This is a genomic window from Bacillus sp. NPDC094077 (assembly GCF_050279465.1).
GTDB lineage: Bacteria > Bacillota > Bacilli > Bacillales > Bacillaceae_G > Bacillus_A.
The window spans coordinates 41,186-67,696 of record NZ_JBNNUF010000002.1 but is presented as its reverse complement, the minus strand read 5'-3'; the positions used below and the strand labels follow the sequence as shown (position 1 = coordinate 67,696).

Annotated in this window: 24 protein-coding genes and 1 pseudogene; 5 read left to right on the top strand and 20 right to left on the bottom strand. The window is 34.0% G+C overall.

The genetic code is table 11. The features are described from left to right. Positions 1-109: 109 nt before the first annotated feature. The 6 genes from ACQKNR_RS05280 to mmgD form a co-directional block, all read right to left on the bottom strand. The gene (locus tag ACQKNR_RS05280; protein ID WP_427315916.1) at positions 110-1,570 is read right to left on the bottom strand and encodes a CoA-acylating methylmalonate-semialdehyde dehydrogenase; all 1,461 of its coding nucleotides are present in this window, start codon (positions 1,568-1,570) and stop codon (positions 110-112) included. A gap of 22 nt (positions 1,571-1,592) precedes the next feature. After that, complete coding sequence (locus ACQKNR_RS05275) at positions 1,593-2,483, bottom strand: NAD(P)-dependent oxidoreductase (protein ID WP_427315914.1); 891 nt, start codon at positions 2,481-2,483, stop codon at positions 1,593-1,595. A gap of 16 nt (positions 2,484-2,499) precedes the next feature. After that, positions 2,500-4,209: an acyl-CoA dehydrogenase family protein gene (locus ACQKNR_RS05270; protein WP_427315913.1), complete on the bottom strand. Its 1,710-nt coding sequence runs from the start codon at positions 4,207-4,209 to the stop codon at positions 2,500-2,502. A gap of 155 nt (positions 4,210-4,364) precedes the next feature. Beyond that, positions 4,365-5,273, bottom strand: coding sequence for a methylisocitrate lyase (gene prpB, locus ACQKNR_RS05265; RefSeq protein WP_427315912.1), 909 nt, complete (start codon positions 5,271-5,273; stop codon positions 4,365-4,367). An 18-nt stretch (positions 5,274-5,291) separates the two neighbouring features. Then, complete coding sequence (prpD, locus tag ACQKNR_RS05260) at positions 5,292-6,728, bottom strand: 2-methylcitrate dehydratase (RefSeq protein WP_427315910.1); 1,437 nt, start codon at positions 6,726-6,728, stop codon at positions 5,292-5,294. Positions 6,729-6,826: 98 nt separating this feature from the next. Continuing rightward, the gene (mmgD, locus tag ACQKNR_RS05255; RefSeq protein WP_427315908.1) at positions 6,827-7,948 is read right to left on the bottom strand and encodes a citrate synthase; all 1,122 of its coding nucleotides are present in this window, start codon (positions 7,946-7,948) and stop codon (positions 6,827-6,829) included. 699 nt (positions 7,949-8,647) lie between these two features. On the opposite strand from mmgD, the gene ACQKNR_RS05250 reads away from it, so the two are divergent. Next, positions 8,648-8,929, top strand: coding sequence for a hypothetical protein (locus tag ACQKNR_RS05250; protein WP_427315907.1), 282 nt, complete (start codon positions 8,648-8,650; stop codon positions 8,927-8,929). 155 nt (positions 8,930-9,084) lie between these two features. On the opposite strand, the gene ACQKNR_RS05245 is transcribed toward ACQKNR_RS05250, so the two are convergent. Continuing rightward, positions 9,085-9,744: a YdeI/OmpD-associated family protein gene (locus ACQKNR_RS05245; RefSeq protein ID WP_427315905.1), complete on the bottom strand. Its 660-nt coding sequence runs from the start codon at positions 9,742-9,744 to the stop codon at positions 9,085-9,087. 355 nt (positions 9,745-10,099) lie between these two features. Continuing rightward, positions 10,100-12,613 (bottom strand): PBP1A family penicillin-binding protein, encoded by a 2,514-nt coding sequence (locus tag ACQKNR_RS05240; protein ID WP_427315904.1) that lies wholly within the window; start codon positions 12,611-12,613, stop codon positions 10,100-10,102. A gap of 467 nt (positions 12,614-13,080) precedes the next feature. Here ACQKNR_RS05240 and ACQKNR_RS05235 point away from each other — a divergent pair, with 467 nt between their 5' ends. Further along, entirely contained in the window at positions 13,081-13,287 is a 207-nt protein-coding gene (locus tag ACQKNR_RS05235; RefSeq protein ID WP_427315902.1) for a KTSC domain-containing protein, read from the top strand. Positions 13,288-13,354: 67 nt separating this feature from the next. Here the strand turns inward: ACQKNR_RS05235 and ACQKNR_RS05230 are convergent, their stop codons facing one another. The 5 genes from ACQKNR_RS05230 to ACQKNR_RS05210 form a co-directional block, all read right to left on the bottom strand. After that, entirely contained in the window at positions 13,355-13,567 is a 213-nt protein-coding gene (locus ACQKNR_RS05230; RefSeq protein ID WP_427315900.1) for a YqaE/Pmp3 family membrane protein, read from the bottom strand. A gap of 191 nt (positions 13,568-13,758) precedes the next feature. Then, positions 13,759-14,433 (bottom strand): DUF6944 family repetitive protein, encoded by a 675-nt coding sequence (locus ACQKNR_RS05225; protein ID WP_427315898.1) that lies wholly within the window; start codon positions 14,431-14,433, stop codon positions 13,759-13,761. A 209-nt stretch (positions 14,434-14,642) separates the two neighbouring features. Then, the gene (locus tag ACQKNR_RS05220; RefSeq protein ID WP_427315896.1) at positions 14,643-15,350 is read right to left on the bottom strand and encodes an SDR family oxidoreductase; all 708 of its coding nucleotides are present in this window, start codon (positions 15,348-15,350) and stop codon (positions 14,643-14,645) included. Between the two features lie 142 nt (positions 15,351-15,492). Continuing rightward, positions 15,493-15,693 carry a hypothetical protein gene (locus ACQKNR_RS05215; RefSeq protein ID WP_427315894.1) on the bottom strand — a complete coding sequence of 67 codons (201 nt, stop codon included), beginning with the start codon at positions 15,691-15,693 and terminating at the stop codon, positions 15,493-15,495. 41 nt (positions 15,694-15,734) lie between these two features. Beyond that, positions 15,735-16,070, bottom strand: a complete 336-nt coding sequence (locus ACQKNR_RS05210) for a hypothetical protein (protein ID WP_427315892.1) — start codon at positions 16,068-16,070, stop codon at positions 15,735-15,737. A 201-nt stretch (positions 16,071-16,271) separates the two neighbouring features. Here ACQKNR_RS05210 and gerPF point away from each other — a divergent pair, with 201 nt between their 5' ends. Continuing rightward, entirely contained in the window at positions 16,272-16,487 is a 216-nt protein-coding gene (gerPF, locus tag ACQKNR_RS05205) for a spore germination protein GerPF (RefSeq protein WP_001141565.1), read from the top strand. A 209-nt stretch (positions 16,488-16,696) separates the two neighbouring features. Here gerPF and ACQKNR_RS05200 read toward each other — a convergent pair whose 3' ends face one another. The 5 genes and pseudogenes from ACQKNR_RS05200 to ACQKNR_RS05180 form a co-directional block, all read right to left on the bottom strand. After that, positions 16,697-17,032 carry a YolD-like family protein gene (locus ACQKNR_RS05200; protein WP_427315890.1) on the bottom strand — a complete coding sequence of 112 codons (336 nt, stop codon included), beginning with the start codon at positions 17,030-17,032 and terminating at the stop codon, positions 16,697-16,699. A 677-nt stretch (positions 17,033-17,709) separates the two neighbouring features. Continuing rightward, a complete protein-coding gene (locus ACQKNR_RS05195; RefSeq protein ID WP_427315888.1) occupies positions 17,710-17,928 on the bottom strand; it encodes a hypothetical protein in 219 nt (72 codons plus the stop codon). Positions 17,929-18,596: 668 nt separating this feature from the next. Further along, positions 18,597-19,448, bottom strand: coding sequence for a peptidylprolyl isomerase PrsA (locus ACQKNR_RS05190; protein ID WP_427315886.1), 852 nt, complete (start codon positions 19,446-19,448; stop codon positions 18,597-18,599). A gap of 197 nt (positions 19,449-19,645) precedes the next feature. Further along, a complete protein-coding gene (locus tag ACQKNR_RS05185) occupies positions 19,646-20,644 on the bottom strand; it encodes a glycoside hydrolase family 25 protein (protein WP_427315884.1) in 999 nt (332 codons plus the stop codon). Between the two features lie 603 nt (positions 20,645-21,247). Further along, positions 21,248-21,574, bottom strand: a pseudogene (locus ACQKNR_RS05180) (hypothetical protein); the annotation flags it as partial. Positions 21,575-21,687: 113 nt separating this feature from the next. Here ACQKNR_RS05180 and ACQKNR_RS05175 point away from each other — a divergent pair. Next, entirely contained in the window at positions 21,688-21,882 is a 195-nt protein-coding gene (locus ACQKNR_RS05175; protein ID WP_427315882.1) for a hypothetical protein, read from the top strand. Positions 21,883-22,716: 834 nt separating this feature from the next. Here the strand turns inward: ACQKNR_RS05175 and ACQKNR_RS05170 are convergent. Further along, positions 22,717-22,962, bottom strand: a complete 246-nt coding sequence (locus ACQKNR_RS05170; RefSeq protein WP_193414494.1) for a DUF3947 family protein — start codon at positions 22,960-22,962, stop codon at positions 22,717-22,719. 286 nt (positions 22,963-23,248) lie between these two features. Between ACQKNR_RS05170 and ACQKNR_RS05165 the strand changes: the two genes are divergently transcribed. Beyond that, a complete protein-coding gene (locus tag ACQKNR_RS05165) occupies positions 23,249-25,216 on the top strand; it encodes a beta-propeller fold lactonase family protein (protein WP_427315880.1) in 1,968 nt (655 codons plus the stop codon). Between the two features lie 565 nt (positions 25,217-25,781). On the opposite strand, the gene ACQKNR_RS05160 is transcribed toward ACQKNR_RS05165, so the two are convergent. Next, positions 25,782-26,108 (bottom strand): hypothetical protein, encoded by a 327-nt coding sequence (locus ACQKNR_RS05160; protein WP_427315878.1) that lies wholly within the window; start codon positions 26,106-26,108, stop codon positions 25,782-25,784. Positions 26,109-26,511: the final 403 nt, after the last annotated feature.

Below are 26,511 nucleotides of genomic sequence, written 5' to 3'. Positions count from 1 at the left end.
AAACACCACATCTTAAGAGTGGTGTTTTTCATTTAACAATTTATCTGGTTGATTTGAGCTAATAACCAGTGGGGGATGGACACCCCCCACTGGTTAAAGTTTCACTTTATTAAAACCAGCGCTCAGTTACAACCTTTTTGCGTGTATAGAATTGAACGCCATCCGTACCATTTGTACCTAAATCACCAAAGAAGGAAGCTTTGTTTCCTGCAAATGCGAAGAATGCCATTGGTGCAGGAACATTTACGTTTACACCAATCATACCGGCATCAATGTTATCACGGAATGTTTGTGCATGCTTTCCATTTGAGGTATAAATAACAGCACCGTTCGCAAATTTAGATTGATTCGTCAGTTTAATACCTTCTTCTAAATCTTTCACTCTAACAATACTTAATACTGGAGCGAAAATTTCATCTTGCCAAATTTTCATTTCTTTGTTTACGCCATCAAAGATTGTTGCTCCAACAAAGTACCCTTCTCCAACTTCTTCATTGATTTTACGACCATCTACTAATAAAGTTGCCCCGTCTGCTACGCCGCTATTAATATAACCTAACACGCGCTCTTTATGAGATTCACGGATTAATGGTCCAACATAATTTTCTTCGTTGAAACCATCACCTACTTTTAACTTCTTCGTTTCTGCTACTAATACATCAATGAACTCATCAGCAATTTCATCTACTACTGCTACTACTGAACATGCCATGCAGCGCTCTCCACTACTTGCGAATGCAGATCCAATTACACCTTGTACTGTTTTTTCAAGATTACAATCTGACATTACAATCGCATGGTTTTTCGCACCTGCTAACGCTTGTACACGTTTTCCGTGTTTCGTACCTGTTTCATATACGTAACGAGCTACCGGCTCAGATCCAACGAACGAAACAGCTTGAATATCTTTATTTTCTAAAATACTATTTACAACATCTTTTCCGCCTTGTACTAAATTTAATACCCCTTTTGGAAAACCAGCTTCATAGAATAACTCTACAAGTCGCTCTGCTAAAAGTGGCGTTCTTTCAGATGTTTTTAATACGAACGTATTGCCGCAAGCAATTGCAAGTGGGAACATCCATAATGGAATCATCATTGGGAAGTTGAACGGTGTAATACCAGCAACAACTCCAATTGGATAGCGCCAAATCGATCCATCAATTCCACTAGCAATATTAGGAAGAGCTTGTCCCATCATTAAATTTGGTGCCGATGTTGCAAGTTCTACTGCTTCAATACCACGCTGTACTTCACCAGTTGCGTCCGTTAGCGTTTTACCGTTTTCTAGCGTAATGATTTTTGCAAGCTCATCTTTGTTTTCTTGTAATAACTGTAAATATTTGTATAAATTTCTTGAACGATTCGGAACTGGTACTTTAGACCATGTTTCGAATGCCGCTTTTGCCGCTTCAACAGCCTTTTCAACGTCTTCTTTTGGAGATAGCGGAACGTAAGCAATAATTTTTCCAGTAGCTGGATTCGGAACTGCTTCTACTTCTGTTCCCGTTGATTCAACCCACTCGCCATTAATATGATTTTTTACTCGTTTAATTTCAGTTGTAATCATTATATTCTCTCCTTTTTATGATTTATTTTTGATTAGAAATTAATTGCTCGCTCACTTTCTTATATAGAGCTGCCATATCATTTTCACCATATCCAGCTTGACTCGCTTCATCGTATATATTTAATAACATTTCACTTACTGGTAAGTGAAGTTCACTTTCTTTCGCTAAATCTACCGCAAAGCCTAAATCTTTCTTTAATAAATTTACAGTAAAGCCTGGCTCGTAATTTTCAGTTGCAATGAAACTTTTATAATTACGCTCATAAATTCTACTTTGACCGTAACTTACATTTAAAATATCAAACATTTTATCTAAATCCATATTGTTCTTTTTCGCTAATGTTAGAGCTTCACTCACACCAGCAGTATAAAAACCAATTAATAGATTGTTAATTAATTTAACAGTCGTGCCGCTATCAATTTGTTCACTAACGTGGAAAATATTCGCTCCTAACACTTCCATGATAGATTCAGTTTTATCATATACGTCTTTTGATCCACCTACCATAAACGTTAATGTACGATTTTCTGCTCCAATTACCCCACCGCTAACAGGTGCTGCTAAAAAGTCTACTTTCTTTTCCTTCGCCGACTCCTCTAACTGTTTGTTTAACTGCGGAGATACAGTACTTGTATCAATTAATACGACATTCAAGTGGCTATTTTCAAATAATCCTTCTTCCCCAAAATATACCGCTTCAACAGCACGAGGTGAAGGTAAACTTGTAAAAATTACATCGCATGTCTCTGCTAGTTTTGAGATTGATAAGCCGATAATTCCTCCTTCTTTTTCAAAGGAAGCTTCAGCCTCTTTATTTAAGTCCACTCCGTATACTGTGTAACCTGATTTAACTAAATTTTTAGACATTGGAAGTCCCATGTTACCTAAACCGATAAAACCAATCTTTTTCATAGCGCTTTCCTCCTAATTACACAATATATTTCCCGCGATTTATAATAACTTTCGCAATTTCTCTCTTTTTCGTAAATACGTTCGTGTATAAAGGCACTAATAATTGACGGATTTCAGCTAAAATAGTGTGTCTATCTTGTTCTTCTGTGACAGCCGCTGAAAGTATAGAAATCGCCGCTTCTTCTACTTTACGATAGCCTTCTTCACAAATAACATCCGTTATCATTTGTTTCGTACGCTCTTTTTCTTCACCATTTTTACTAATTGCTTTACTCGTACGTAAAAATGCTGATTCCATGACGTACACGTCCGTCAACATATTTGATAATACACGTGAATATTCTTGCTCTTGATCAATTTTTAATCCTGGAGTTTTAGAGAGCGTTTTCAAAGATTGTTTCAACAATTTTTTCGCTAATAATATGTAACGATGGTTTCTTTCTATATTTGCTACATCAATTTCGGCTTCAGCATCTTCTATTTGTTCGATTTGTTTCATTAACATTTTAGCAACTGTTAATCTATTAATTTCATTCGTTCCTTCAAATATACGACTGATTCTAGCATCACGATATAATCGTTCTACTTCGTATTCTTGCATATAACCGTAACCACCATGAATTTGTACAGCCTCATCTACAATATGACCAAGTGTTTCAGAAGCGTTTACTTTATTAAGTGCACATTCAATTGCAAATTGGGACATTTTTTTCATAAGATCTTCATCACTCTCATGAATTGCTTCATCAATTACACCTGCTGTACGATAGGCTGCACTCTCGGCTCCATATGTAGCAATGATCATATTTGCAATTTTCTCTTGAATCATCGTAAAGTCTACTAATTCCGTTTGGAACTGTTTTCGCTCTTTTCCATATTGAACGGACAAACCGATTGCTTGCTTTGCTGTTCCAATATTTCCAAAAGCAAGTTTCAATCTAGCGAAGTTAAGAATATTAAGAGCTACGTGGTGTCCTTTTCCAACTTCCCCCAAAATATTTTCAGCTGGAATTACTACATCTTCTAAAATAAGTGTCGCCGTTGAAGAACCTTTAATACCCATTTTCTTTTCTTCTAATCCAATGGATACACCTTCACATGTTCTTTCGACAATAAATGCTGTCATTCCTTTATTTGTTTTCGCAAAAACAACGTATACATCTGCCATATGAGCATTTGTAATCCATTGCTTCTCACCGTTTAACTTCCAAGCTGTTCCATCTTCATTTAATACCGCACTCGTTTTTGCACTTAATGCATCAGAACCAGCATTTGGCTCAGTTAACGCATAAGCGCCAACCCATTCTCCTGACGCAATTTTCGGCAAATATTTTTCTTTTTGTTCTTTCGTTCCATAATATATGTAAGGCAGTGTACCTACACCAGCGTGTATATTAAAAGAAACGCTAAATGCACCAGCATATCCCATTTTCTCTGCTACAAGTCCTGAGACTGCCTTTCCTAATTCAAACCCGCCATATTCTTCTGGTACCTCAATACTTAATAATCCAAGTTCACCAGCTTTCTCAAATAATTGACGAGAAACATTATAGTTATGTTGTTCAATATTCTCCAATTGTGGAACAATTTCTTGTTTAACGAATTGTTCCGTTGTTTTTGCGATTAAATCTTCATCCCCTGAAAAATCTTCTGGCGTAAAGAAAGTATGATTTACATCTTTATTAAGTGAAAAAAATTCATCCCATGGTAACTTCGTTTTCTCCATCTGAATCCCCCTATCATTTCGGCCTTCATTGCTTTTTGCATATGCTCGTCTACGATGAGTGGAATATCTTATTATTGAAAACAGAAGGCGATGAATTTCCACATCAAGCAGTTCTTTTTGCCAAAGATGTATTCTCATCGCCTTAGTTGTTTGATCTATTGATCCTCTGATAACACAGTTTTTGCAATTCCAGTATCTAATTCTTCAAAATCATGGTATGAAATAGTTTCATATAACTCACTTCTCGTTTGCATATTAGAAAGTGCATCTTTTTGAGAACCCGTTTCCTTAATTAAAGTAAACACATTCTCATACGCTTTCGCTGCAACGCGAAGTGATGTTACAGGGTAAATAACCATCTGGAAGCCCATATTCGCGAATTCCTCTGCACTATAATATGGAGTTTTTCCGAATTCTGTCATATTTGCTAGTAAAGGTGCATTTACCTTACTATTAAATAGACGGAACTCCTCTTCTGATTGAAGCGCTTCAGGGAATATAGCATCTGCACCTGCTTTTACGTATGCGTTCGCTCTTTCAATCGCTTCATCTAAGCCTTCTACACCGCGAGCATCTGTACGTGCTACAATGTATAAGCTTGGTGCAACTTCTTTAATCGCTTTAATTTTTTGAACTAATTCCTCAGTAGTAACAAGTTTCTTACCATTTAAATGTCCACATTTCTTTGGTAATTGTTGATCTTCAATTTGAACAGCTGCTACTTTCGCTTCCAACATTTCTACAGCGGTTCTCGCTACGTTTAGTACACCACCAAATCCTGTATCAATATCAACAAGAACCGGTAAATCTGTAGCTCTTACTAAATCTCTTGCTCTCTCAGCCACTTCAGTAGACGTCACGATACCTAAATCAGGTAGACCTTTACTTGCAGTATAAGCAGCTCCCGATAAATAAAGAGCTGAAAAACCTGTATTTTTTGCAACTAAGGCTGCCATTGCATCATGAGCACCTGGAATTTGTAAAATTTCAGGTGCTTCTACTAAAGCTCGGAAGCGATTCGCAAGTTTCTCCTGTGTTGACTGTTTATTCACAACCCAAGCCATTCTAAATTCCCCCTATTATTAAATTAAGAATAGATCTACAAATTCGTTTACGTTCATATTTTCTAGTTTTTCTTCATTTAGACAAGTTTCATGAATTTTTTCTTGTTGCTTACTAGAATAATGACCTGCCATATTTGCAGTGAATTTTTGAACAACTTTTGGAATCGCTTCGTCTCTACGGAAACGGTGTCCAAGTGGATATTCACATTCTACATTTTCTGTTACAGTACCATCTTTAAAATGAACTTGAACAGCGTTGGCGATTGAGCGCTTGTTCGGGTCAAGGTAATCTAAACTGTACTGTTTGTTTTCAACAACAACCATCTTATTACGTAATTCATCTACACGTGGATCATTTGCTGCTTCATCTTCATAATCATCCGCAACGATATCCCCTTTTAATAAACCGATTGCAGTAATGTATTGTAAACAATGATCACGATCAGCTGGGTTATTTAATGGCCCCTCTTTATCGATAATTCGAATTGCTGACTCATGAGTTGTAATTGTAATACGATCAATTTCATCTAATCTTTCTATAATTTCCGGATGCAATTTCACAGCACATTCTGCAGCTGTTTGTGCATGGAATTCTGCTGGATATGAAACTTTAAATAATACATTTTCCATTACATACGACTCTAGTGGTCTTGCTAATTTTAATTCTTGTTTATTGAATAATACATCTTGGAATCCCCATCCTGGTGCAGATAATGCTGTTGGATAACCCATTTCACCTTTTAAAGCAGTCATTGCAAGATGAACACCGCGGCTCGTCGCATCCCCTGCTGCCCATGATTTACGTGATCCAGTATTTGGAGCATGACGATATGTACGAAGACTAGAATTATCAATCCACGCATGTGATAATGCATTAAAGATTTCTTCACGTGTTCCGCCAAGCATTTTCGCAACTACAGCAGTTGTTGCTACTTTTACGTATAATACGTGGTCAAGACCAACACGGTTTAAGCTATTTTCTAGTGCTAATACACCTTGAATTTCATGTGCTTTAATCATCATTTCAAGCACATCACGTACTTTTAACGGTTCTTTTCCTTCTGAAATACGAACTCGGCTAATATAATCTGCAACAGCTAAAATCCCGCCTAGGTTATCAGATGGATGTCCCCATTCAGCTGCAAGCCATGTATCGTTATAGTCTAACCAACGGATCATACATCCGATATTAAACGCACCTTTTACTGGATCTAGTACATAAGACGTACCTGGTACACGTGTACCGTTTGGCACGATCGTTCCTGGTACAACTGGTCCTAGTAATTTTGTACACTCTGGATATTGCAGTGCTAATATTCCGCATCCAAGTGTATCAAGTAATACGTAGCGAGCAGTACTAAATGCTTCTGCACTAGTAACCTCTTTATTTAATACATAATCGGTAATTTCTTCTAATAGTGCATCTTTTTGCTTAATTTCATTTGTTTTAATCATGCTATTCTTCCCTTTCTGTCGAAAATTCGTTATTATTAATGATGGGTGTCGGTCAAACACCCATCTGGCGGGCGGCGCTAACAACTCCCCAGTTGTTCTTATTTACTAAGTACATGTCGCTCGCCAATATAATTTACACGCGGACGGAATAAACGATTATTTGCATGTTGCTCAATAACGTGTGCACATAGTCCTACAGTTCTAGAACTAAAGAAGATTGGTGTGTATAGTTGAATTGGAATACCAAGCATCCAATATACTGGAGCAGCATAATAATCAAGGTTCGGATATATTCCTTTTTCCTTCTCCATAATTTTTTCTCCAGCTTCACACATTTCATATAGTGTATAATCACCTTTTACATCACATAGCTGTTTTAAAGCTTCCTTCATCATCAGTGCTCTTGGATCCATCTTCTTCATATAAACACGGTGTCCAAAGCCCATAATTTTTTCTTTGTTATATAGTTTCTTCTGTAATAACTCTTCAAATTTCTCAACATTACCAGCCTCTAATAGCATGTACATAACCGCTTCATTCGCACCGCCATGTAAGCTTCCTTTAAGCGATGCAACTGCCCCTGTTAATGCACCGTATAAATCTGATTGTGTTGATGCAATTACGCGAGCTGTAAATGTAGAGTTTGGCATTTCATGTTCGCTATATAAAACTAAAGAGCGATCAAAGATTTTCTCTTCTAATTCAGTCGGTTTTTTACCAGTTAACATATAGAAGAAATTCGCACTATAAGACAATTCCTTAAGTGGCTCAATCGGCTCTTCATTATTTAAAATATGGTAGCTATTCGCCACAATGTTTGGTACTTTACTTAACAGCTTATACCCTCGGCTTTTATTCACTTCTAACGAACGGTTTTCGATATCATTATCGTAACCAGCTAATGCAGACACACCTGTACGTAACCCATCCATAGGGTGCGTTTCTTTAGGCAATGCCTTTAGTACGTTGAATACGCCTTCTGGTACTTCATATTCTTCTTTTAATTTCTTTTCAAGTGTTTCCTTTTCATCCTCATTTGGTAGATGTTCTTCCAATAAAAGGTGCACAATGTCTAAATACCCTTTTGTTTTTGAGAGTTCGATTAAATCATACCCTTGAATTACAATTTCACCTTTTACTGTGTCAAGAAACGAAATCTTCGTCTCCGCTGCTACTACACCATCTAATCCCGGGGAAAATTTCTCTTCAGCTTTCATCATTATTTCCTCCAATCCTAATAGATCTTCGTGCACACAACTGTAAGCCTTTACAATACTGTGAAACTACATTTCTATTTCAATGTATCAGAGTTTTTAGAAGATTTCAATTTATTTTATAATGATAAGTTTCCTATACTTTTACCGATGTAACAATACAATTTTTTAAAAATAATTTTCATATTTTACAAAGAAAGGAAAGACTTCTTTACACACCTTTTTAAAACATAATATAAAGATATTACATATAGTCCCTCCGAATATATCATTTTCTCCCATTTTCATTACGAAATAGAAAAAACGAGCTGTACACATGTACAACTCGTTTCTATATGATATTTATTTCACTATCCTCTAAATATAATTCTTATATAAAACTTATTTATTTTTAATAAAATTATTATTTTACATAATTAAATTAAATTTCTTCCATTGAATAAATGATTTCGTCCACAATCGTTCCATAAAAAACCTCCATAAATATATAAAATATTACGATTAACACCTCCATTTCACATTTTCTCTATCTCTTTTCCCTCAGCAATAAGACGTATCTTTTCATATGAAATAGTCCACCATCAGCTTTAATCGGTCTTACGACTTTGTACGTATGTTTTAACCGAAAGTCCTATTTATCTGTACCTTTATACGTGTTAAAAGAATATACTAATTTATTATCACAACTTAGGAGTGATTATTTTTATGTGGGTATCATCAAGAGTAACTGTCGCGGTTCCTTCGACTCCCGGAATACACGTTCCCGCCGTCCATACAGCAAGTTCCGATGTTGGTATTGAACTTCCCGCAACTTGGCAAGAATATCAAATTCCTGGGCAATCCACCCCTTCATTTTGGCATCATGGCACGCATCCAAGTAGTACTACCTTTTATAATCCCAGTTATGCCCCATTACCTCCCACTCAAGTCTTTTATCACTTTCCATCAATTTATTTTCAAAATTTCTATGGTACTTTTAATATTTAAAAAGCATCACTGCATAGCTCCTACATCTAACTTCAAACAATTTTCAACATAAAAAAGTCGAATTCCTTATATTAAGAAATTCGACTTTTTTAATTACTTTTTCAACTAAAGTAACCGTTACAGAAAGACTTTAACGAAAGGTTTGACTACAATTTTTACTTATTCAATGCTTTATGTGATCCATCACAGTTAGTCCCTTTTTGAGACAACCCACACGTACAATCATTTAATCCTTTTCCATCAAGAATCTTTTCAATATATTTTTCTATTCTTGATGCTCGCGTTTTAGATTGTTTAGCTTGAGAAAAATAAAGAATGTATGCTCTTTGTCGTCCCGGTGTGAGTGACTCAAAAGCGTTTTTAAAAGTAGGCATTTCATCAAATTTAGTTTGAAGTTCTTCAGGAATGGCAATTTCTTTACGCTCTTTCACTTCCAATTTCAAACCATTCTTTTCAACTTCAATAGCTTCATTTATATATTTCTTTAAAATGGTTTCCATTTCAATTATCTCTTGAATATTAGTGAATCGAATCTGACGTGCCGACTGTGTATTTTCCGTTTGTTGAACTAAAATTCCGTGAGTATCCTGTAACAATGCACCTTTGTGAAACTGAAGCGCACAATATTCTTTAAATCCATGAATTAAAACTATGTTTTTTTTCTCAAACGTATAACAAGGATGCATCCATTTAAAATCTTCCACTAGTTCACAGTCAAGAACGAAACTTCTCAACTTCTCATATTCTTCCCTCCATTTTTTGGCGTTATGTAAAAATTCATCAACTTTAGGATTCATTTGGTTAATTGTCACCATGAAACCCCCCCCTACATTTTGCAAATCATTCAATATTTCACATTCTTTCTTACTCAATATTTATGTAAGTAGACTATTCTTCCCGCTGAAATTCACATATCCAAGTGTAAAATAACATATACAACTCGTCAACTAATAGAACAACAACAATTTAGAAACTTTCCCATAGAAGAATATTTAACATTTCCAACTAACCTCCATCCATTCCTTTTGTTCCATACACTCCTTAATATAAAGTTTTCTGTAGGAAAGTGATAAATAATTATTAGCTTAACTTCCTAACTTAAATAATAAAAAGCACTTAAGATCGTAATTTTTTACAAATCTTAAGTGCTTTTTTAATTACCTTTTATTATTATCCATTATTAGCAGGAGCCTCTCCTGCATTCCCGCCATTATTTGGTGGTGTAGTCGCTGGTGGAGTGGTATTTCCTTGACCTCCCCCATTATTCGGCGGAGTGGTATTCCCTTGACCTCCCCCGTTATTCGGCGGAGTTGTGTTTCCTTGACCTCCTCCATTATTCGGCGGAGTGGTATTCCCTTGACCTCCCCCGTTATTCGGCGGAGTGGTATTTCCTTGGCCTCCTCCGTTATTCGGCGGAGTTGTGTTTCCTTGACCATTTCCGTTGTTTTGTTCATTCTGTTTCTTTTGATCTTCTATTTTCTTTTGATCTTCTAGTTTCTTCTGATCTTCTAATTTCTTCTGATCTTCTAATTTCTTTTGATCTTCTAGTTTCTTCTGGTCTTCTAGTTTCTTTTGATCTTCTAGTTTCTTAAGTTCTTCTTGCTTTTTCTCTTCTTCAGTTTTTTGCTGCTGATCTTGTTTTGGTTGTTCCGTTGTATCCGGTACGCTCGTATTTGGTGAAGAATCACGTTTTTCACCTTTTATACGTAACTCATTACCTTCTTTAATAACACTACTTGGCATCTTAAATTGTGATTTATCAGTAGCCATCTCGCTCATCATTTCTTTAAAGATCAACTGTGCAATTTTCGTATTTTTACTACTAATATAATCGTCTTTACTATCTTTCATATAACCAGTCCATACTGCCATCGTATACTGCGGTGTATATCCTGCAAACCAGCTATCACGAGTCGCACTGTCTGGTAATTTATACTGCGCTGCTTTTTCCGAAGAATAGTTCGTTGTTCCTGTTTTACCAGCTACATCTAAAGAACTTATATTAGCAGCTGTACCAGTACCAGATGTTACGACGGAACGAAGCATATCTGTAATCATATAAGCTGTATAATCTTCCATCACTCGTTTTGACTTTTGCTCAAAACTTTTTGATTTACCATCTGGATAAACTACTTTTTTAACAAAATGCGGCTTCGTATATTTACCGTCATTACCAAATGCAGCATACGCACCTGCCATTTCAGTTGGCGATACTTCATTTGTACCAATCGCTGTTGATTCTGTTGGTGCTACATTAAATGTAATACCTAACTTTTCAGAGAAAGCTTTTGATTTATTAATTCCTACTTCTTTTGCAGTTTTGATTGCTGGAACATTACGTGATAATTTTAATGCGTCACGCATTGTAATTTGCCCTAAATAATTTCTATCTGAGTTTCTAACTTCTTGACCACCAGAATACTTAAATGGCGAGTCATCGACTTGATGATAAGTAGACCATTTTAAATATTCGATTGCAGGAGCGTAATCAAAGATTGGTTTCATTGTTGAACCCGCTGAGCGATCTAATTCAGTTGCCATATTATGACCTTTAAATACAGCCTTATTTTCACCACGCCCACTACCTATAGCACGTACTTCACCTGTTTTCGTATCCATAAATGTGAAAGCCCCTTGGAATTTATCATTTGGATAATCAATAATATTTGTACTTAAAATATTATCGGCTAATTCTTGTGCTTTTTTATCCATTGTTGTATAAATTTCTAAACCGTCGGAACCAATATTAACATCTGGTATTTCTTTTTCTACTTCCTTCACAACCGCATCCATAAATGCAGGATGTGGCATTGTTTGTTGTTCAGTTGCTTCCTGAAGCCCCTCTGTTACTGGAACTTTTGATGCTTCTTCCATCTCTTTTTTTGTAATATAACCATGTCGATTCATTAACCCTAGTACAACATTTCTTCTTTCTGTCGCCTTTTGAACATTTTGCGGTTTCGTTGGATCGTAATTATTTGGTGCTTTCGGTAAACCTGCAAGCATCGCAACCTCTGGTAATGTTAAATCTTTTAATTCTTTATTATAGTAGTTTTTTGCTGCTGTTGCGATTCCGTATGAACGGTTTCCTAAATTAATTTTGTTTAAGTACATCTCTAATATTTCATGTTTTGAATACTGCTGTTCTAGCTTATAAGCTAAATACACTTCTTGCGCCTTACGCTTTGGTGTTTTATCCATTGATAAGAAGTAGTTTTTAATAACTTGCTGCGTTATTGTACTTCCACCTTGCGAACCGTAATCTCCTTTAAGACTAACTAAAACTGCACGAGCAGTACCTTTAAAATCCACACCACTATGCTCATAAAAACGTGCATCTTCCGTAGCTAAAAAGGCATTTTCTACTAATTTTGGAATTTGATCATACGTAACATTTGTTCGCTTTTCTTTTCCGTATTCATATATCAAATTCCCTTTTATATCATAAATTTTTGAGGATAACGGATTAACAAGTTTTGCTTTTTCAAGTTTCGGTGCGTCCTTAATCATTACGAAAAAGGTAGCAACCCCCGCCACTAAACCTACAATACCAAGTAATAAACAACTAATTAAAAACTTACGAAAAAATGATGTTTTACCTTTTGGTTTTTGTTTTTTAGAAGCTGGCTGATTTTTCTTTTTAACTTGTCGTCGCTCCTCTCGAGAACGATAATTTTCTGACATGTTACTTTCTCCTGCCTTTCAATTCTCCCGTTGATTTACTAAAAATATTGAGGCCCCTTCCCAAATATCTTTATATTTAGAAAGAGTGTTCATCGGAAGCATTCAATATTTTCCTAATTCACAGATTATACATTTTAGAATAACTCTTGAACAAATTATTTTTTATCTCTATTCCTTCTAATAAAGCTGCCCCACTACGCATAGAATAGAAGAGATAAAATTTTAATACCTCGTATAAATAATATACCTTTTTTTCAAATGGTCAATATTTTCTTATTAATTAAATCAAAGGTGAGATAAAAATAGCATATCGATATGAACTTCGTGTGAACTTCTTTATAAATAGGTATAACAAAGATTTAATATATTGGCTATCCGTATAACTGCTGCTTTACATATTAATATCTCAACAACCTAATCATCATTTCCACAGGAATTTATTCATAAAATTAAGGAGTTGTATGCTAATGAAATTATCTCCTGTTATATCCAAAAATTTAATTGCTGTTGGTTATAATCCCTTTTCTATGATATTACGAATCCAATTAAAGAATGGTATGTATGATTTCTTTAATGTACCTGAAAGTATTTACACTGGCTTATTAAGTGCACAATCTAAAAGCTACTACCATAAAACTTACATTAAAAATTCTTTCCGCTACACTAAAATTTAATCTTAAGCACCAAATGAAAAGAAAGGAGGTTAATCCCCCTTTCTTTTAAAAATATTTCTCAAACGAATTATCTTCTATTCCTCTTATTAATTTCATCATATGCTTGAATTTGTTTTTTCAATCGCCGATCAGCCTTTTTATCATGTACGACTAAAATCGCGTGTATGGCGCCTGGAATCCAAAATATTAAAGTTAGTATGAAATTAATTATTGCTTGAAATGGCTTTCCGCAAAATAATACAGCTACAGGTGGAAGAAGAATTGCTAATAAGTACATCATCTCTTGAAAACTCCTTGTTTTTTATTTTGTATATCACTTCTTTTCATATGCAAGCAAACCCTATGATTTTGGAGTTACACAAATTTCAATTAAGCAATTATAACATTTCTTCTATATTATATATTCCATCCAAATGCAAAAAAACCTACTACGTCAATCTCGCCCTTCCTATTAAATTTTATATCCTCTCTTTAAATGAGCATTTCAACATTTTTATTGTTTTCTAAACTCTTTTCTTTCTCTATTGCAGTTAATCCAATTGCAGAAATTCCCGTTCCTATTGCTTGTATCCAAATACCAATGAGTGCAATTATCCTCTCATTCTTCTTATCAGGAATACTATCTTCATTTTCTATTTCATCCTTTAATAAATTTGAAACACCTTGATACGCTTGTAGTCCGGCTCCTAAACTTTGCATAGAATTGCCTAGTATAATGATTCTCTGTAATGCATTTATCTCGATCAAAGCTGCTTCTACTCCTAAAAAAGCACCAATTGATTGTAAACTGTTCCCGACAATTATAAGATAATCATTCTCTTTTAATTGTTCCTTTTTATTAAAATACGTTCCTATTACATTTGATATATTCCCTAATGCTAATAATTCAATCCCTATTTTATCAAGTGTTTTACTTTCATTCTCCAAACATATATTTTGATTTCCTCTTTCGTCTTCATCTTCGGTATAATTACTCGCTATAATTTGTAAAATATACCCGAGGGCTTGTAATGAACTTCCTACAATAACAAGGTCCGATTCAATTTTCTCTTCCCCAATAAATCCTCTTGTCGTTCCAATAGCAGCTGTAAGATTTCCTCCTACTTGAAACCATGCTCCTGTCACTTTTAAACCGCTTGGATTCATTTTTATCACCTATTTAAATATTTTCTAATGATTCTCAAACAAATGTCATCCTTAATCTCCTATTTTATTTTCCATATGTATTTTTGTGCATTATATAATGTGCTAATAATACAAAAAAGCACCTTTACGGTACTCTTTTTTAACAACACTTTTCTCAATGAAAATATAATCAGTAAAAACCATTTATATCATTCAATATATACTTATTTTTAAATACTTGCAGGGCATGTCAATGAATCTCCATTTTTATCTATTGTTATATTCAATATATATTGAATTGCTTTATGTGACCATATTTCAGGTGTAGGTGATTCATTTACATACTGTGGTGCACATGAATTAAGCATTGGGGTGCTAATACTTCCGCCCGGATCTAAAGCAACAACGGCCATGCCATGGGGCAATTCCAATGCCATAGATTTCGTAATACCTTCAATTGCAAATTTCGAGGCGCAGTATGGTGCAAGCTCAGCTTCACCTTCTCGCCCCCAACTAGAACTCATATTAATAATAATTCCTTCTTTCTTAACTACCATTGCTGGGACAAATGCTCTTATTACATTTACTACACCATTCACGTTTACATTCATTACATTTTCAAATTCCCTAGCGGTAACTTTCCAAATTGGTGCATTTTGATTCACAATTGATGCATTATTTATTAACAAGTCGGGAGCTCTATATCTATTAAGTATATACGTTGCCCAACTACTAACTTGCTGCGAATCTGAAACATCAATTATTTGAAAATCATGTGTATTACCATAATGTTCTTTTAGTTCTTCAATTTTATCTTTTGAGCGTCCACAGCCACATATGTTCCATCCCAATTCATGAAACCGATCAACCATTGCACGTCCTAATCCTTGCGTCACTCCTGTAATAATTACAAGTTTTCCAATGTCGTTTCGCTTCATTTCTCTTATCCCCCTTTTCTATATTTTACTCTCTTCACTTTCATTCAGCTATTTACTAAAGTATCAACTCACTTCATACTTCAGAAGTATTTTTGATATTGCATACATAAACAAAAAGAGTAACCATAATGGTTACTCCTGTTTATATATCTAAAAATTCATTGTTTATTTCATTATTACTTTTAAATTTCAGCTTCTCTTTTCCGCATTTCTCACACCGATAAATATAAGCTACACCTAATTTACCTGTTTTAAAATCCTCATTATCCTGCATCTTAATAAAACTATATTTATGTTTACAGTGCGATTCATCTAAATAATTTTCAAGCCACTTTTTCAACATAACACAGTCCACCTTTATGAAAGAATCTTCATCTAGCCTTATTACATACTTTTATTTAAATACTCAATCTCATATTGTAATTTTTTGAATTGCTCAAAATGCATGGTGATAGATTGACTACTTCCATAATCAACATTTTGTTTCACCAGTAAAACACCAGTATCATGAAAAAGCGCTTCAAGTTCTTTCCTGATGTGCACTTTCGCAATATGGGCTGTTTTAATTGCCGATAAAATTGCAATTTCATTAAACTTTAATTTGATTTCATTTGGACAAAATGCGTCTTCAACCAATATAACTTCATTGCTATAAATAAGCGCAACAAGATTACTTGATTTTGCATCTGTTAAATCTACTTTTTTTATAACATTATTCATAACATTTTGCCTCCTTTATTTTCGTATATATTAATTATACAAATCATTTCTTTTTAATTACTCAACTTCACATTAATTTTAACACACTTTTATCGATAGCTATGCTTCAAACGTTTTACTATTCCACAATTTTTGTTACATGAACCCTTTGGACTTTAACCCCATATAGTAATGTTAACAATTATAAAGCAGGTGAAAATCATGCCTTCAGTTGTAGGAAATTTAGTTGTACAAAATAGTAATGGTTCATTTAATTTAGGTGATTTCTACAACGTTTCTCCGAAAGAAAATACGAAAGCTTACAATGGATCTGGCGCATCAAACGTTGGTTTTGTTGTTAATACTTTTAACGGTGTTAGTGCGACTAATACGTTTGATTCGGACCTTGCAGATCAAAATCAAGTGGGTACAGCCTAGTCCTATTTTTTCATCTTTCTGTATAGGAATTTTAAATTTGTCTATACTATAATCAGGCTGTTTCACAGCTATTATTGAATATTGGAGTACCCTATCTTTTTCTCCCTTTCCCTGGGGCTTAGCAGTTAGCATGAAGCTAGCTGCTATTTCGCATTTTTTCTTCCGTCCATCATAAATAATAGAAGCTGAATATTAAAGTTCAGCTTCTATTACGTTATTTCAATTATATCTATAAAATTCAATACATGAGTTTTATAAAATGCGTCTGTAAACATTATATTCTGGCTTACCGGGTTTATATGAACGACTGTCATATAACTTGTAAGTAAGTAGCCATCTTCAAAATATGTCACCAATACTTCTTGCTCAGACAATAATGCCGTTAGCAATTTATCAGAAATTCTTCCTTTTGCTTCATTTGTTACTATCGGCCTTTGCACTTTTAATTTCTCACCAATAACCTTTCTCATGCTTAACAATTGTTCCGACATTACTGTAAATGGAACCCACTCTCTTTCTTCTTTCTGCCTCTTTACATGATTCATTTCTTTATCTCCTTGATCATTTATCCATTCTTTATGCTATAAACTGTTCCAAAGTTATTTATTAATAATTTCTACGCTCTTATTTATTTTTAAATTAGAACGAGCACACTTGCAAGAACACTCGTTCTAATTATACAAGAACTTATGTTCTTTTGAGAAGGGGCATACTTATTTTTTTAACAAAATGTAATTTTACTCATTGAATTTTATTTATAGACATTGCTTCCTCTTTAAACAAACTTTTAACCCCATACACATAAAAAATACATAAAACAACTAAAAAACGACTTCACATAAAGCGAAATCGTTTTTTTCTAATGATTTATATTTTCAAGTTTAGTTTTCTGTCCTGATTATCGTTCTTTCTGGAATGAAAATTTCATTTATTATTCGTCAACAAACTACAATGTAATATATATGTTTAGTTAAATATAAAATCCCTGCCTAAATTACAAAGTTTTCATTTTTTTGCATTAACCATTCTTAAACGAAATCATTCATTATAATGAATGAACTCACAAAACTTAAGAAATTCATAATGTAACTCAATTTATTCCTTATAAATTTTCTATGAAAAGAGAGCGATTTTAACACTCTCTTTTCGTACATATTGTATTACAATGAACAATACCAAATAATCATTTGTTATCATAATAGATTTATACTACTACTATTCATTAAATATATTTAGGATGTATTATTATATGTAGCTCCCTCTCTGTTTCTCCTTTTTTTGGATGACGAAAATACTCTATTTCGTATTTTAACACTTCATACTCAACCATCCCAATTTTAATCCCGTTCGTTTCTTTTAATATAGCTAATAAATCACTTACATTTTCATCATACGATTCAAAAATTTTCCCTCCGCCTTCTCTTTGAAAGATCACTTTCATATATTCTCCCCCAATTTCATTTATTTATCTAGTAAATACATTTAAAAATATTCACAACAAAAAGAACATCCTTTTTAATAGAATGCTCAACTTTTCACTTCCTATAACGCTACTATTTATTCAAAAATATTATATGTATTATTCTTCAAATTATGTTTATCCACTATAAAAAATAAATATACTTAATTTATATTTAACAAAATAAAATAACAAAAACATTATTATATCAACATTTTTTAAAACGAATATTATTTCCTATTTCATTTAACCATAATTTTCCATTGTAATTCTTAATATTAAAATGTAATATTATATTGTCTTACTATCTATTTATAACTCACACACTAATTAGAAAAGGGAACTCTATATGAGTTCCCTTTTCTAATTAGTGTGTACAACTTTTTCCAAGTAATCTATTTACATGTTGTTTCAGTTACCTTGAATATAGTGAAACTTTAATCAGCCCTTCAGAATTTTTAACACAGCAGCTTTATATGATGATGTAAATACTTCATTTTATTTATTCGTTCATTTATTTCTATGTTTTCTATACATACGAATCATTCTAGTTTTAATTATATTTACTGAAAAAGTCACCTCTTTTTTCTAATGAACACAAAAAACAGAAATCTAGCAAAATGCTAAATCTCTGCTTTTCTCTTTGCGTATTACTTCTTTTCTAAAAATTTAAATGTCTCTTTCAATTCTTTATCATTCACTTTAATATCAGCATCTTTCAATAAATCATTGACTACTTGCTGTCCCCATTTACCTGTCGTATCTTGAAGTCTTTGTTGTTCTAAATCTTTACGAATCTTATCCTTCACTTCGTCAAATGGCTTCAACTCTTTTTTATCGGTCACTTTAATAATATGGTAACCGTAAGATGTTTTAACTGGCTCACTTACTTGTCCCGCATTTAATTTATACGCAGCTTCCTCAAATTCTTTCACAGTTTGTCCAGGAGCAAAACCGGCTATTTCTCCTCCTTGTTCCTTTGAACCAGTATCTTCTGAGTATTGCTTCGCTAAAGCCGCAAAATCTTCACCATTATTTACTTTCTCTTTTACTTCTTTAGCGGTTTTTTCATCTTTCACTAAAATGTGACTTACCTTCATTTCTGGTTTATAGTTATCTTTTACATCTTTTTCTGTGACAGTCGCTTTTATCGCTTTCTCAACTGCAATTTTCTGCTTCATTTTTTCTTTTAATTCATCTTCGTTTTTCAATCCCATTTGTTCTAAAGTTGCTTTAAAGTCGTCACCCGCTTTATCTTTGGCTTCTTCTACTTGCTTTTTTACTTCCTCATCTGAAACTTTATATTTATCTAGCAACGCCTTACTTAACACCATTTCATATAAAGTGCTTTCTCCATATTTTTGTCGTAATTCTTTACTTAACTCTTTCTCTGTAACGTTTCCTACTTTTGATGTTACTACGTTGTCTGAGGAACCACATGCCGATAATGCCAGTACTACGCATGAAATAATTGTTCCCAAAAATAGCTTTTTCTTTTTCAATTCATATACCTCACTTTTATCATTATGTAAAGGTAACTATACACTGTTATTGTGAAAACAATGTGTTTTCCACATGTAATTCATTTCATTTGAATCGAGTATGTACCATATTTCTCATCTACAAATATTAAAAGTCTTCTCACTTTTTATTAATGAGAAGACTTTTACGAATTCCTCAAAAACATATAACTATATAGTTACTTAATGTTTAAATGTTCTTCCGGTATCCAACTACTTTGTCCGATATCTACCGCATTTTTTAATCTTCCCCACACACGAAAAGATTTCGATCCATCTATATTTCCTTTATAATGAATACATTCAGGCTCTCCGTAATAATTCACTCCATACCCGACAGGATATTTAGAAGAAGCAAAATACCATTTCGCATCAAAATGTTTTAAATATGCCCACTGTTTATCATTCCCTAAGCAAATCATATCTTTATCGTCGCCGCCCCAATAACCTTTTAAGATTAAATATGGGATTTTTCGAGTGATTCTACCTGTAAACTGAGGATTTGCAGGATTTTCATATAAGTTTATGCCGTATCCATCTAGATATTTTGAAACTGCAATACCAATACCACTTGATTGTTGTGTATCCACTACGTTAGATTGATTTGCTTGATTCGAACCTATAAACCAGGAAAGCGACTTATTTCCTATTAATTGATTTAAATCACATTTCCCAATACCAGAAACATTTCCTGAATCCGTATATTGCCAAATATCACATGGATATGCCGGCTTATTCCCTCCATAACGAGGAATCCAAACAAAATCAGCCTCAATATTACGTGCTCCAAATGATACGTACGTGTGATGCCCTACATATAAACCTACTTTTTTTGCACCTAAACGACGTAACTCATCAATAAAGGCTTGTGTCCCGCCTTGCATATCTATCATCGTTTGAACTTCTACATCCGCCACCCAAAACTTAGCAGATTTATCTCCACGATTCCAAAAATCTTGTGCCTCTTTCTTTGCATCAGCAGTAGATATAAAACGGCAAAACGCATAATTACCAAATGGAATACCGTGCTTCTTCATTTCATCTACATAATTTTGATACATAAAGTCCACCGAATTCGAGCCATCTTGAACTCTAGCAATAACTAAATCTAACTGAGATGCTGCATTATCCCAATTAATAGTTCCGTTCCATTTTGAAATATCCACAATATAACCCATTACAATTCAACTCCTTTTTTATTATCATATTCAAAGCTAGTTTTAGGGTAAGCCTCATATGCCTAATACTAGCTATCTATAATATAAATAAAGGGAATCTTTATTACTTTTTAAAATATATAATCTTTTAAATACCCTTCTATCATTTTTACATTTATTGTATATACTTGATATATTCGAAATTTGAATTTATATTCATTTGTAAGTAGTCTCATAATATCAGTCAATACATCGGTCATTTGTACTGATATTAGAAAAGAGCTCTCTATATTACTAACTTTAAATTTTCAGTATTAATCCTCTTATGACTAAAAAACATATGTACGAAATCTTATTTACTGAGTTTCTTACGGCTATTCTATATTAACTAAAATGATTAATCTCTCATTTCTAATATATTTTCAAATCAAAAATAGTACCTTTACATGCTTTTTTAAGATTCAGTAAAAATTGAATCAGGGAAAGTTTTTTCCATCTCCTGCTAATTGTTAACCCGCAATTAACTAGACAAAACAACGTTGATGCATACAAAAAAGACATTTTCTATTAATGAAAATGTCTTTTTACAGTTTAATAAAACAACTTTGGTGCTAAATCTGTATTTTATAATTGTGGATTTTCACTGCTCATAACGCAACTTGTGGAAAATACAATTGGGATATCACAAATCTCATCCTGCATTACATCATGAAATACATTTGCAGCAACACCTGTAAACGTTTGACATAGATTTGAAATATCGTCGTTAAAAAATTGAATCACTTCCGCTTTAAAAACCGGAAAGACAATATTTACTCCACCAGGGAACTGAGGCTGTACCACAACTTGTTCAAAATAAGGATTATTTTCTAGTGCTACTAGAAATAAATGTGCAATTTCAAATGCATCTAGTGGACAAGGAATTGGATCTACAATTTCATTTTCATTATGAAATTCTATATAATAATCAAATTTACTAAAATTTCATATTATATTTATACGTCTTTATAATCATCCGAATCAAAAAGTGAAGTATATAATACTCAATATTAGGAGCTGATTTCATGAACAAAAGACCTATCGTGTTCAAAGTTCCACCAAATTCAAAGTTAAAAGTTACATTTTTCGGTCCTTGCGATAAAGTAATTACAAATGTTTCTATAATTAATCAACTTCTCACCCCTAAATGCCAAACTATCACTCAATATCCAGACTATAAGAAATATGAAACTGAGGTGCGGTCATTATCCCGTTGTTAATCCACGTAGTTCACGATTTTTTACAACTTAAAAACCTCGATAATTTAGAAAGGAAACGACTACATTAATAAACTAAAATTACTCATTTAATGATATTCCATTGATAATTTATTGATTCTTTACACGTTTTCATTAAACGAGCATATATTATCGTATGGAGATTATCCACTCATAAAACCTATCTTTCTGAATAGTTTCATAAAATCCATTTAGTTCCGATCCTTCCAATTAAATAGCAATTTTAAAATCTTTCACGTTAAGCAAGAGTAATAAAAAGACTTATTCTTTATCATTGAGAAAAGAGCTTGATATCCATATCAGGCTCTTTTTCGTTTAAACTGACCTCTGTTAGATTTGTGTACTTATTCAATTTCACTGTTTTATGTCTGTAAATCCACCAATGGACCAACCATATTTTAAAATTCTTTATATGTAATTTCGATATAGTAAAGAAAAAAGCCCGTAATAATACGGACCTTTATGTATTCATGAATTTAAACGTCTTTCCTATTTCATTAGACAACTAGCAAAATTACTGCCAAAGGGCTTTCACAACTATATTATTTATTTTGTATTACTCTTTTTATTATCCGTAGAAGGTCGCAGCCCTAACAAATACATTACAGGCAATATTACTAAAAACAAGATAGCACCTAATGATCCCAAAACTGCAGATAATAACTTTGAAACCTTACCTTTCATACCCTATGTTGTACCTCTTTACCATATGCTATGTAAGTGAGATTAGAAAAGTTTGGACGAGCTTATTATTATTTTTAATAAGGGCGCTCTTTGCTTGCACCCTTATTTATATACAATTTAATTCCTCTAAATTTATAAATTGTATACCGTTCCATATGGAATTGTTGAATAAGAACTTCCGTACGGTGTAATATGATGCATCGGGTAAAAATACTCCATAGATGAATAATACGGTTGCATACCTTGCTGCATTTGTTGTTGCATTTGTAATGCTTGTTGAACAGCTTGAACTGTACTTTGTGCCCCGCCATACGTGATAGCCGCTGTACCATACGCTGGTCGCATGCCAGCTTGAAAATCAAAACATGAATAAAACATTATTTTCAACTCACTTCCATATAAGTTATTACAAAGTATGTTATGATTCTTTATTTCAGTGAGTGCTGAAAGCTAATCCACTGCCTATAATTGCGGTATCCCATTAATAACCAAGTATTGATTGTATGGCCCAAAAGAACATCTCCATTTTGTTGACATATACTTAAAAGAAAAAACATTCTTGAATAGTTCACATTAAACTTATACTCAAAAACACTTTAAATCTTGAAGCAAATATTAGTTATCAAGACGTACTTAACATTAAATTTTTTAAAAGGAGGTATCTATGAAATATAATCAAAAATCAAACTCAACAAATTCGTGTGAAAAATTCCAACTTCCTTGTTTTATTCCTGTTTCCCCTTGTAATCAAACTAATTGTTGTACACCTGTTTTTTTCTCAATCTCTCAGCAACAAGAATTATTGCAAATTATAAACCAATTAAACCAAGCTATCCTTTCTTTCTTCACAACACCAAATCCGACAACTATACAATCACTCCAATCCGCATTACAGGCGTTACTTGATTTATTAACAGCAGTACAACCAAATACTCCAAATAGAAATTTAGTTATACGAACTATAAATCAATTAATCAATTCCTTACCTACTGCATCTCTTACTCAGATCTCGGCACTATTTCAATTTCTATTCCAAAGCTTGTCTTCACTTATTAGTTGTTCAAATATATCAGATCCTTTGTTACAACAGACATTCAATTTAATTTTACAAGGAGTCCTTAATAGTTCACTATTAAAGACTATTGGACCGACAGGACCTACTGGACCTACTGGACCTTCTGGAACGGGAACCGGAATTCCAGGGCCGACGGGACCACAAGGGATTCAAGGACCTAAAGGACCACAGGGGCCTCAAGGTGTGCAAGGGATTCAAGGGCCTGAGGGACCTGAAGGAACGCAAGGGCCTCAAGGTGTGCAAGGAATTCAAGGGCCTGAAGGACCTGAAGGACCAACCGGACCTCAAGGCGTGCAAGGGATCCAAGGACCACAGGGACCGCCTGGACCTACTGGTTCAGGGACAGGAATGGGAGTTCCCGGACCGCCTGGACCTACTGGACCTCAGGGTGTGCAAGGGATTCAGGGGCCTGAAGGGCCTGAAGGACCTACTGGACCTCAAGGTGTGCAAGGGATTCAAGGACTTGAAGGACCTGAAGGGCCAATCGGACCTCAAGGTGTGCAAGGGATTCAGGGACCTGAAGGTGTCCAAGGAATTCCAGGACCACCGGGACCTACTGGGCCATCTGGAGAATGTGAGTGCCCAACTGGACCTACCGGACCTACTGGGCCAACTGGACCTACCGGACCTACCGTCATCCCTTCATGTAATTTCCTTGTTTATGCTACAAATGCGGGAGCGATTGATGATCCAACAAATGATACAGTTTCTGTTATTAATTCTGGCACAAATACAGTTGTTGCTACAATTACTGTAGGAAATGCTCCACTTGAAGTAGCAGTATCGCCTAACGGTACTCGTGCTTATGTTTCAAACATTTTTTCTAATACGGTTTCTGTTATTGATACCGCAACTAACACGGTTGTTGCTACCATTCCTGTTGGAATCAATCCAATTGGTGTAGCTGTTTCTCCAGATAATACAACTGTTTATGTTGGAAACCACGCGAGTAATGATGTTTCTGTCATTAATGCTGCTACCAATACAGTTACTGCTACTATTCCTGTTGGAATCAATCCACAGGGAATCACATTTACCCCAAATGGTACTCTTGCTTATGTTGCAAATGAATTAGGTAATACGATTTCAGTTATTAATACTGCTACCAATACAGTTATCGCTACTATCCCTGTCGGCATCCGCCCTAGAATAATTGTCTTTACACCAGATGGCACTCGTGCTTACGTCACAAATCAAGCTAGTAATACTGTTTCCGTTATTGATACTGGTACTGATACAGTTATTAATACTATTAATGTAGGCGCAGAACCTGTTGGTATAGCTATTACACCAGATGGCAGCCATATTTATGTTGTAAATAAAGTTAGCGATACTGTATCGGTAATAAACGTGGCGACAAATACTGTAATCGATACAATTCCTGTTTCTTTATCCCCTGATCAAGTAACCATCATACCAGATGGCACTCGTGCCTATGTTACAAATCAAGCTAGCAATACTGTTTCCGTTATTGATATTGCTACCAATACAGTTATTGCTACTGTCCCAGTAGGTGTTGCTCCAACTGGTATAGCAACCGGAACTATTTGTGAATAATATAAAGAACAGAGAGGCATTAAACATGTCTCTCTGTTCTTTCTTTATTGAGCTCTTTAAACACATAGCTGAACACAAGTAACAGATTTATTAGAATTTATATAATCCAAATAAAAAGAGTAATTTATATTCGAAATGAGTAATAAAACAATTTTTAAATATAAGACATTTTTTATGAATATCGAAATAATATACTGTATTCTTTTTTAACTACATTTGAACAACCCCTCCGTCATTTCCATCAGTAACACCAAAAATTCCAAACCCTAAAACAGATAAACCTACGACTGCTGTACCGATTTTCCTTTTCATAATCTCTCCCCTCTATGTATTTCATGTAAATGTAAATTAAAATATACATATTACGGATATCATTCATGATAAAAATGCGTCTCATTTCATGATCACACCTTTATAATCCCGTACATTTCTTAAAATTCCAAAAACGGTCACAAACCATCTATATCACAATCTGAGATTATTCTCCTAGTCATCCATATTCACCAGCTCCCGGTAATTCCTTTACAAAATAAAAATGCAATTGTTAGGTTACTTTAAATTCATTTTATCCCCAATAAAAATGATATATATCTTCTCCCGTTACACTTTCATTTATTCCAGTAATCCTAGCAAATCTCATCAAGTCCGCTCCCTGAAGAAAATACATTGCAAGCGTAACTGGCACTTGCGACCACATAAATTGATAAAACTGCTCCACTCTCTGCTTTGCCACAACAATTAAATCATTTACAGGTCCATGATTCCATACAGAAGTTCTAACTGAAATAAACGGAAGGTCTTTCCCATTAACAACTATTCTTGCCATACTTTGAGTTATGTCCATATCAATTCCCTCCGCTATTTTAAAAATCAGACCTGTTTCCATACTCATATCCTTATACATATTCTTAACTATAATAAATGTTTGAGGAAAACATCTATTCAAATTAATTTATTTTATAAAGTGAAACTTTAATCAGTGGGGGTTTTGTTCATCCCCCACTGATTATTAGTTGAACCAATCGGGCGTTTACGGACAGTTAATCTCCCACCTAACTCCCTCGCATTCGCCAGATTTTGAGGTGGGAGTCTTACTGCCCGTTAATGCGGGATAAAATAAAAAAGCAGCGTATTCGCTACTTTAAATGATTTAAACTTGAATCCCCTATATTTTTTTGCCAATTAAAGAGTACTTTATTTCCTTGGTTTTAACCATTTGATTACGAAGAACTTTAAAATTTTTTTTGTGTTCTTTAATTGATTTATTGTTTTTCTAATGCAAAATTTTAATTTTT

Excerpts from the sequence above, each read along its gene's own strand:
- ACQKNR_RS05160 (WP_427315878.1), bottom strand. The coding sequence starts at position 26,108 with ATGAGTATGGAAACAGGTCTGATTTTTAAAATAGCGGAGGGAATTGAT.
- gerPF (WP_001141565.1), top strand. The coding sequence starts at position 16,272 with ATGCCTTCAGTTGTAGGAAATTTAGTTGTACAAAATAGTAATGGTTCA.
- ACQKNR_RS05215 (WP_427315894.1), bottom strand. The coding sequence starts at position 15,693 with ATGTTGAAAAAGTGGCTTGAAAATTATTTAGATGAATCGCACTGTAAA.
- ACQKNR_RS05235 (WP_427315902.1), top strand. The coding sequence starts at position 13,081 with ATGAAATTATCTCCTGTTATATCCAAAAATTTAATTGCTGTTGGTTAT.
- ACQKNR_RS05210 (WP_427315892.1), bottom strand. The coding sequence starts at position 16,070 with ATGAATAATGTTATAAAAAAAGTAGATTTAACAGATGCAAAATCAAGT.
- prpB (WP_427315912.1), bottom strand. The coding sequence starts at position 5,273 with ATGGCTTGGGTTGTGAATAAACAGTCAACACAGGAGAAACTTGCGAAT.
- ACQKNR_RS05220 (WP_427315896.1), bottom strand. The coding sequence starts at position 15,350 with ATGAAGCGAAACGACATTGGAAAACTTGTAATTATTACAGGAGTGACG.
- ACQKNR_RS05275 (WP_427315914.1), bottom strand. The coding sequence starts at position 2,483 with ATGAAAAAGATTGGTTTTATCGGTTTAGGTAACATGGGACTTCCAATG.
- ACQKNR_RS05170 (WP_193414494.1), bottom strand. The coding sequence starts at position 22,962 with ATGTTTTATTCATGTTTTGATTTTCAAGCTGGCATGCGACCAGCGTAT.
- ACQKNR_RS05240 (WP_427315904.1), bottom strand. The coding sequence starts at position 12,613 with ATGTCAGAAAATTATCGTTCTCGAGAGGAGCGACGACAAGTTAAAAAG.
- prpD (WP_427315910.1), bottom strand. The coding sequence starts at position 6,728 with ATGATTAAAACAAATGAAATTAAGCAAAAAGATGCACTATTAGAAGAA.
- ACQKNR_RS05225 (WP_427315898.1), bottom strand. The coding sequence starts at position 14,433 with ATGAATCCAAGCGGTTTAAAAGTGACAGGAGCATGGTTTCAAGTAGGA.
- mmgD (WP_427315908.1), bottom strand. The coding sequence starts at position 7,948 with ATGATGAAAGCTGAAGAGAAATTTTCCCCGGGATTAGATGGTGTAGTA.
- ACQKNR_RS05230 (WP_427315900.1), bottom strand. The coding sequence starts at position 13,567 with ATGATGTACTTATTAGCAATTCTTCTTCCACCTGTAGCTGTATTATTT.
- ACQKNR_RS05250 (WP_427315907.1), top strand. The coding sequence starts at position 8,648 with ATGTGGGTATCATCAAGAGTAACTGTCGCGGTTCCTTCGACTCCCGGA.
- ACQKNR_RS05245 (WP_427315905.1), bottom strand. The coding sequence starts at position 9,744 with ATGGTGACAATTAACCAAATGAATCCTAAAGTTGATGAATTTTTACAT.
- ACQKNR_RS05185 (WP_427315884.1), bottom strand. The coding sequence starts at position 20,644 with ATGGGTTATATTGTGGATATTTCAAAATGGAACGGAACTATTAATTGG.
- ACQKNR_RS05280 (WP_427315916.1), bottom strand. The coding sequence starts at position 1,570 with ATGATTACAACTGAAATTAAACGAGTAAAAAATCATATTAATGGCGAG.
- ACQKNR_RS05165 (WP_427315880.1), top strand. The coding sequence starts at position 23,249 with ATGAAATATAATCAAAAATCAAACTCAACAAATTCGTGTGAAAAATTC.
- ACQKNR_RS05195 (WP_427315888.1), bottom strand. The coding sequence starts at position 17,928 with ATGAAAGTGATCTTTCAAAGAGAAGGCGGAGGGAAAATTTTTGAATCG.
- ACQKNR_RS05270 (WP_427315913.1), bottom strand. The coding sequence starts at position 4,209 with ATGGAGAAAACGAAGTTACCATGGGATGAATTTTTTTCACTTAATAAA.
- ACQKNR_RS05175 (WP_427315882.1), top strand. The coding sequence starts at position 21,688 with ATGAACAAAAGACCTATCGTGTTCAAAGTTCCACCAAATTCAAAGTTA.
- ACQKNR_RS05200 (WP_427315890.1), bottom strand. The coding sequence starts at position 17,032 with ATGAATCATGTAAAGAGGCAGAAAGAAGAAAGAGAGTGGGTTCCATTT.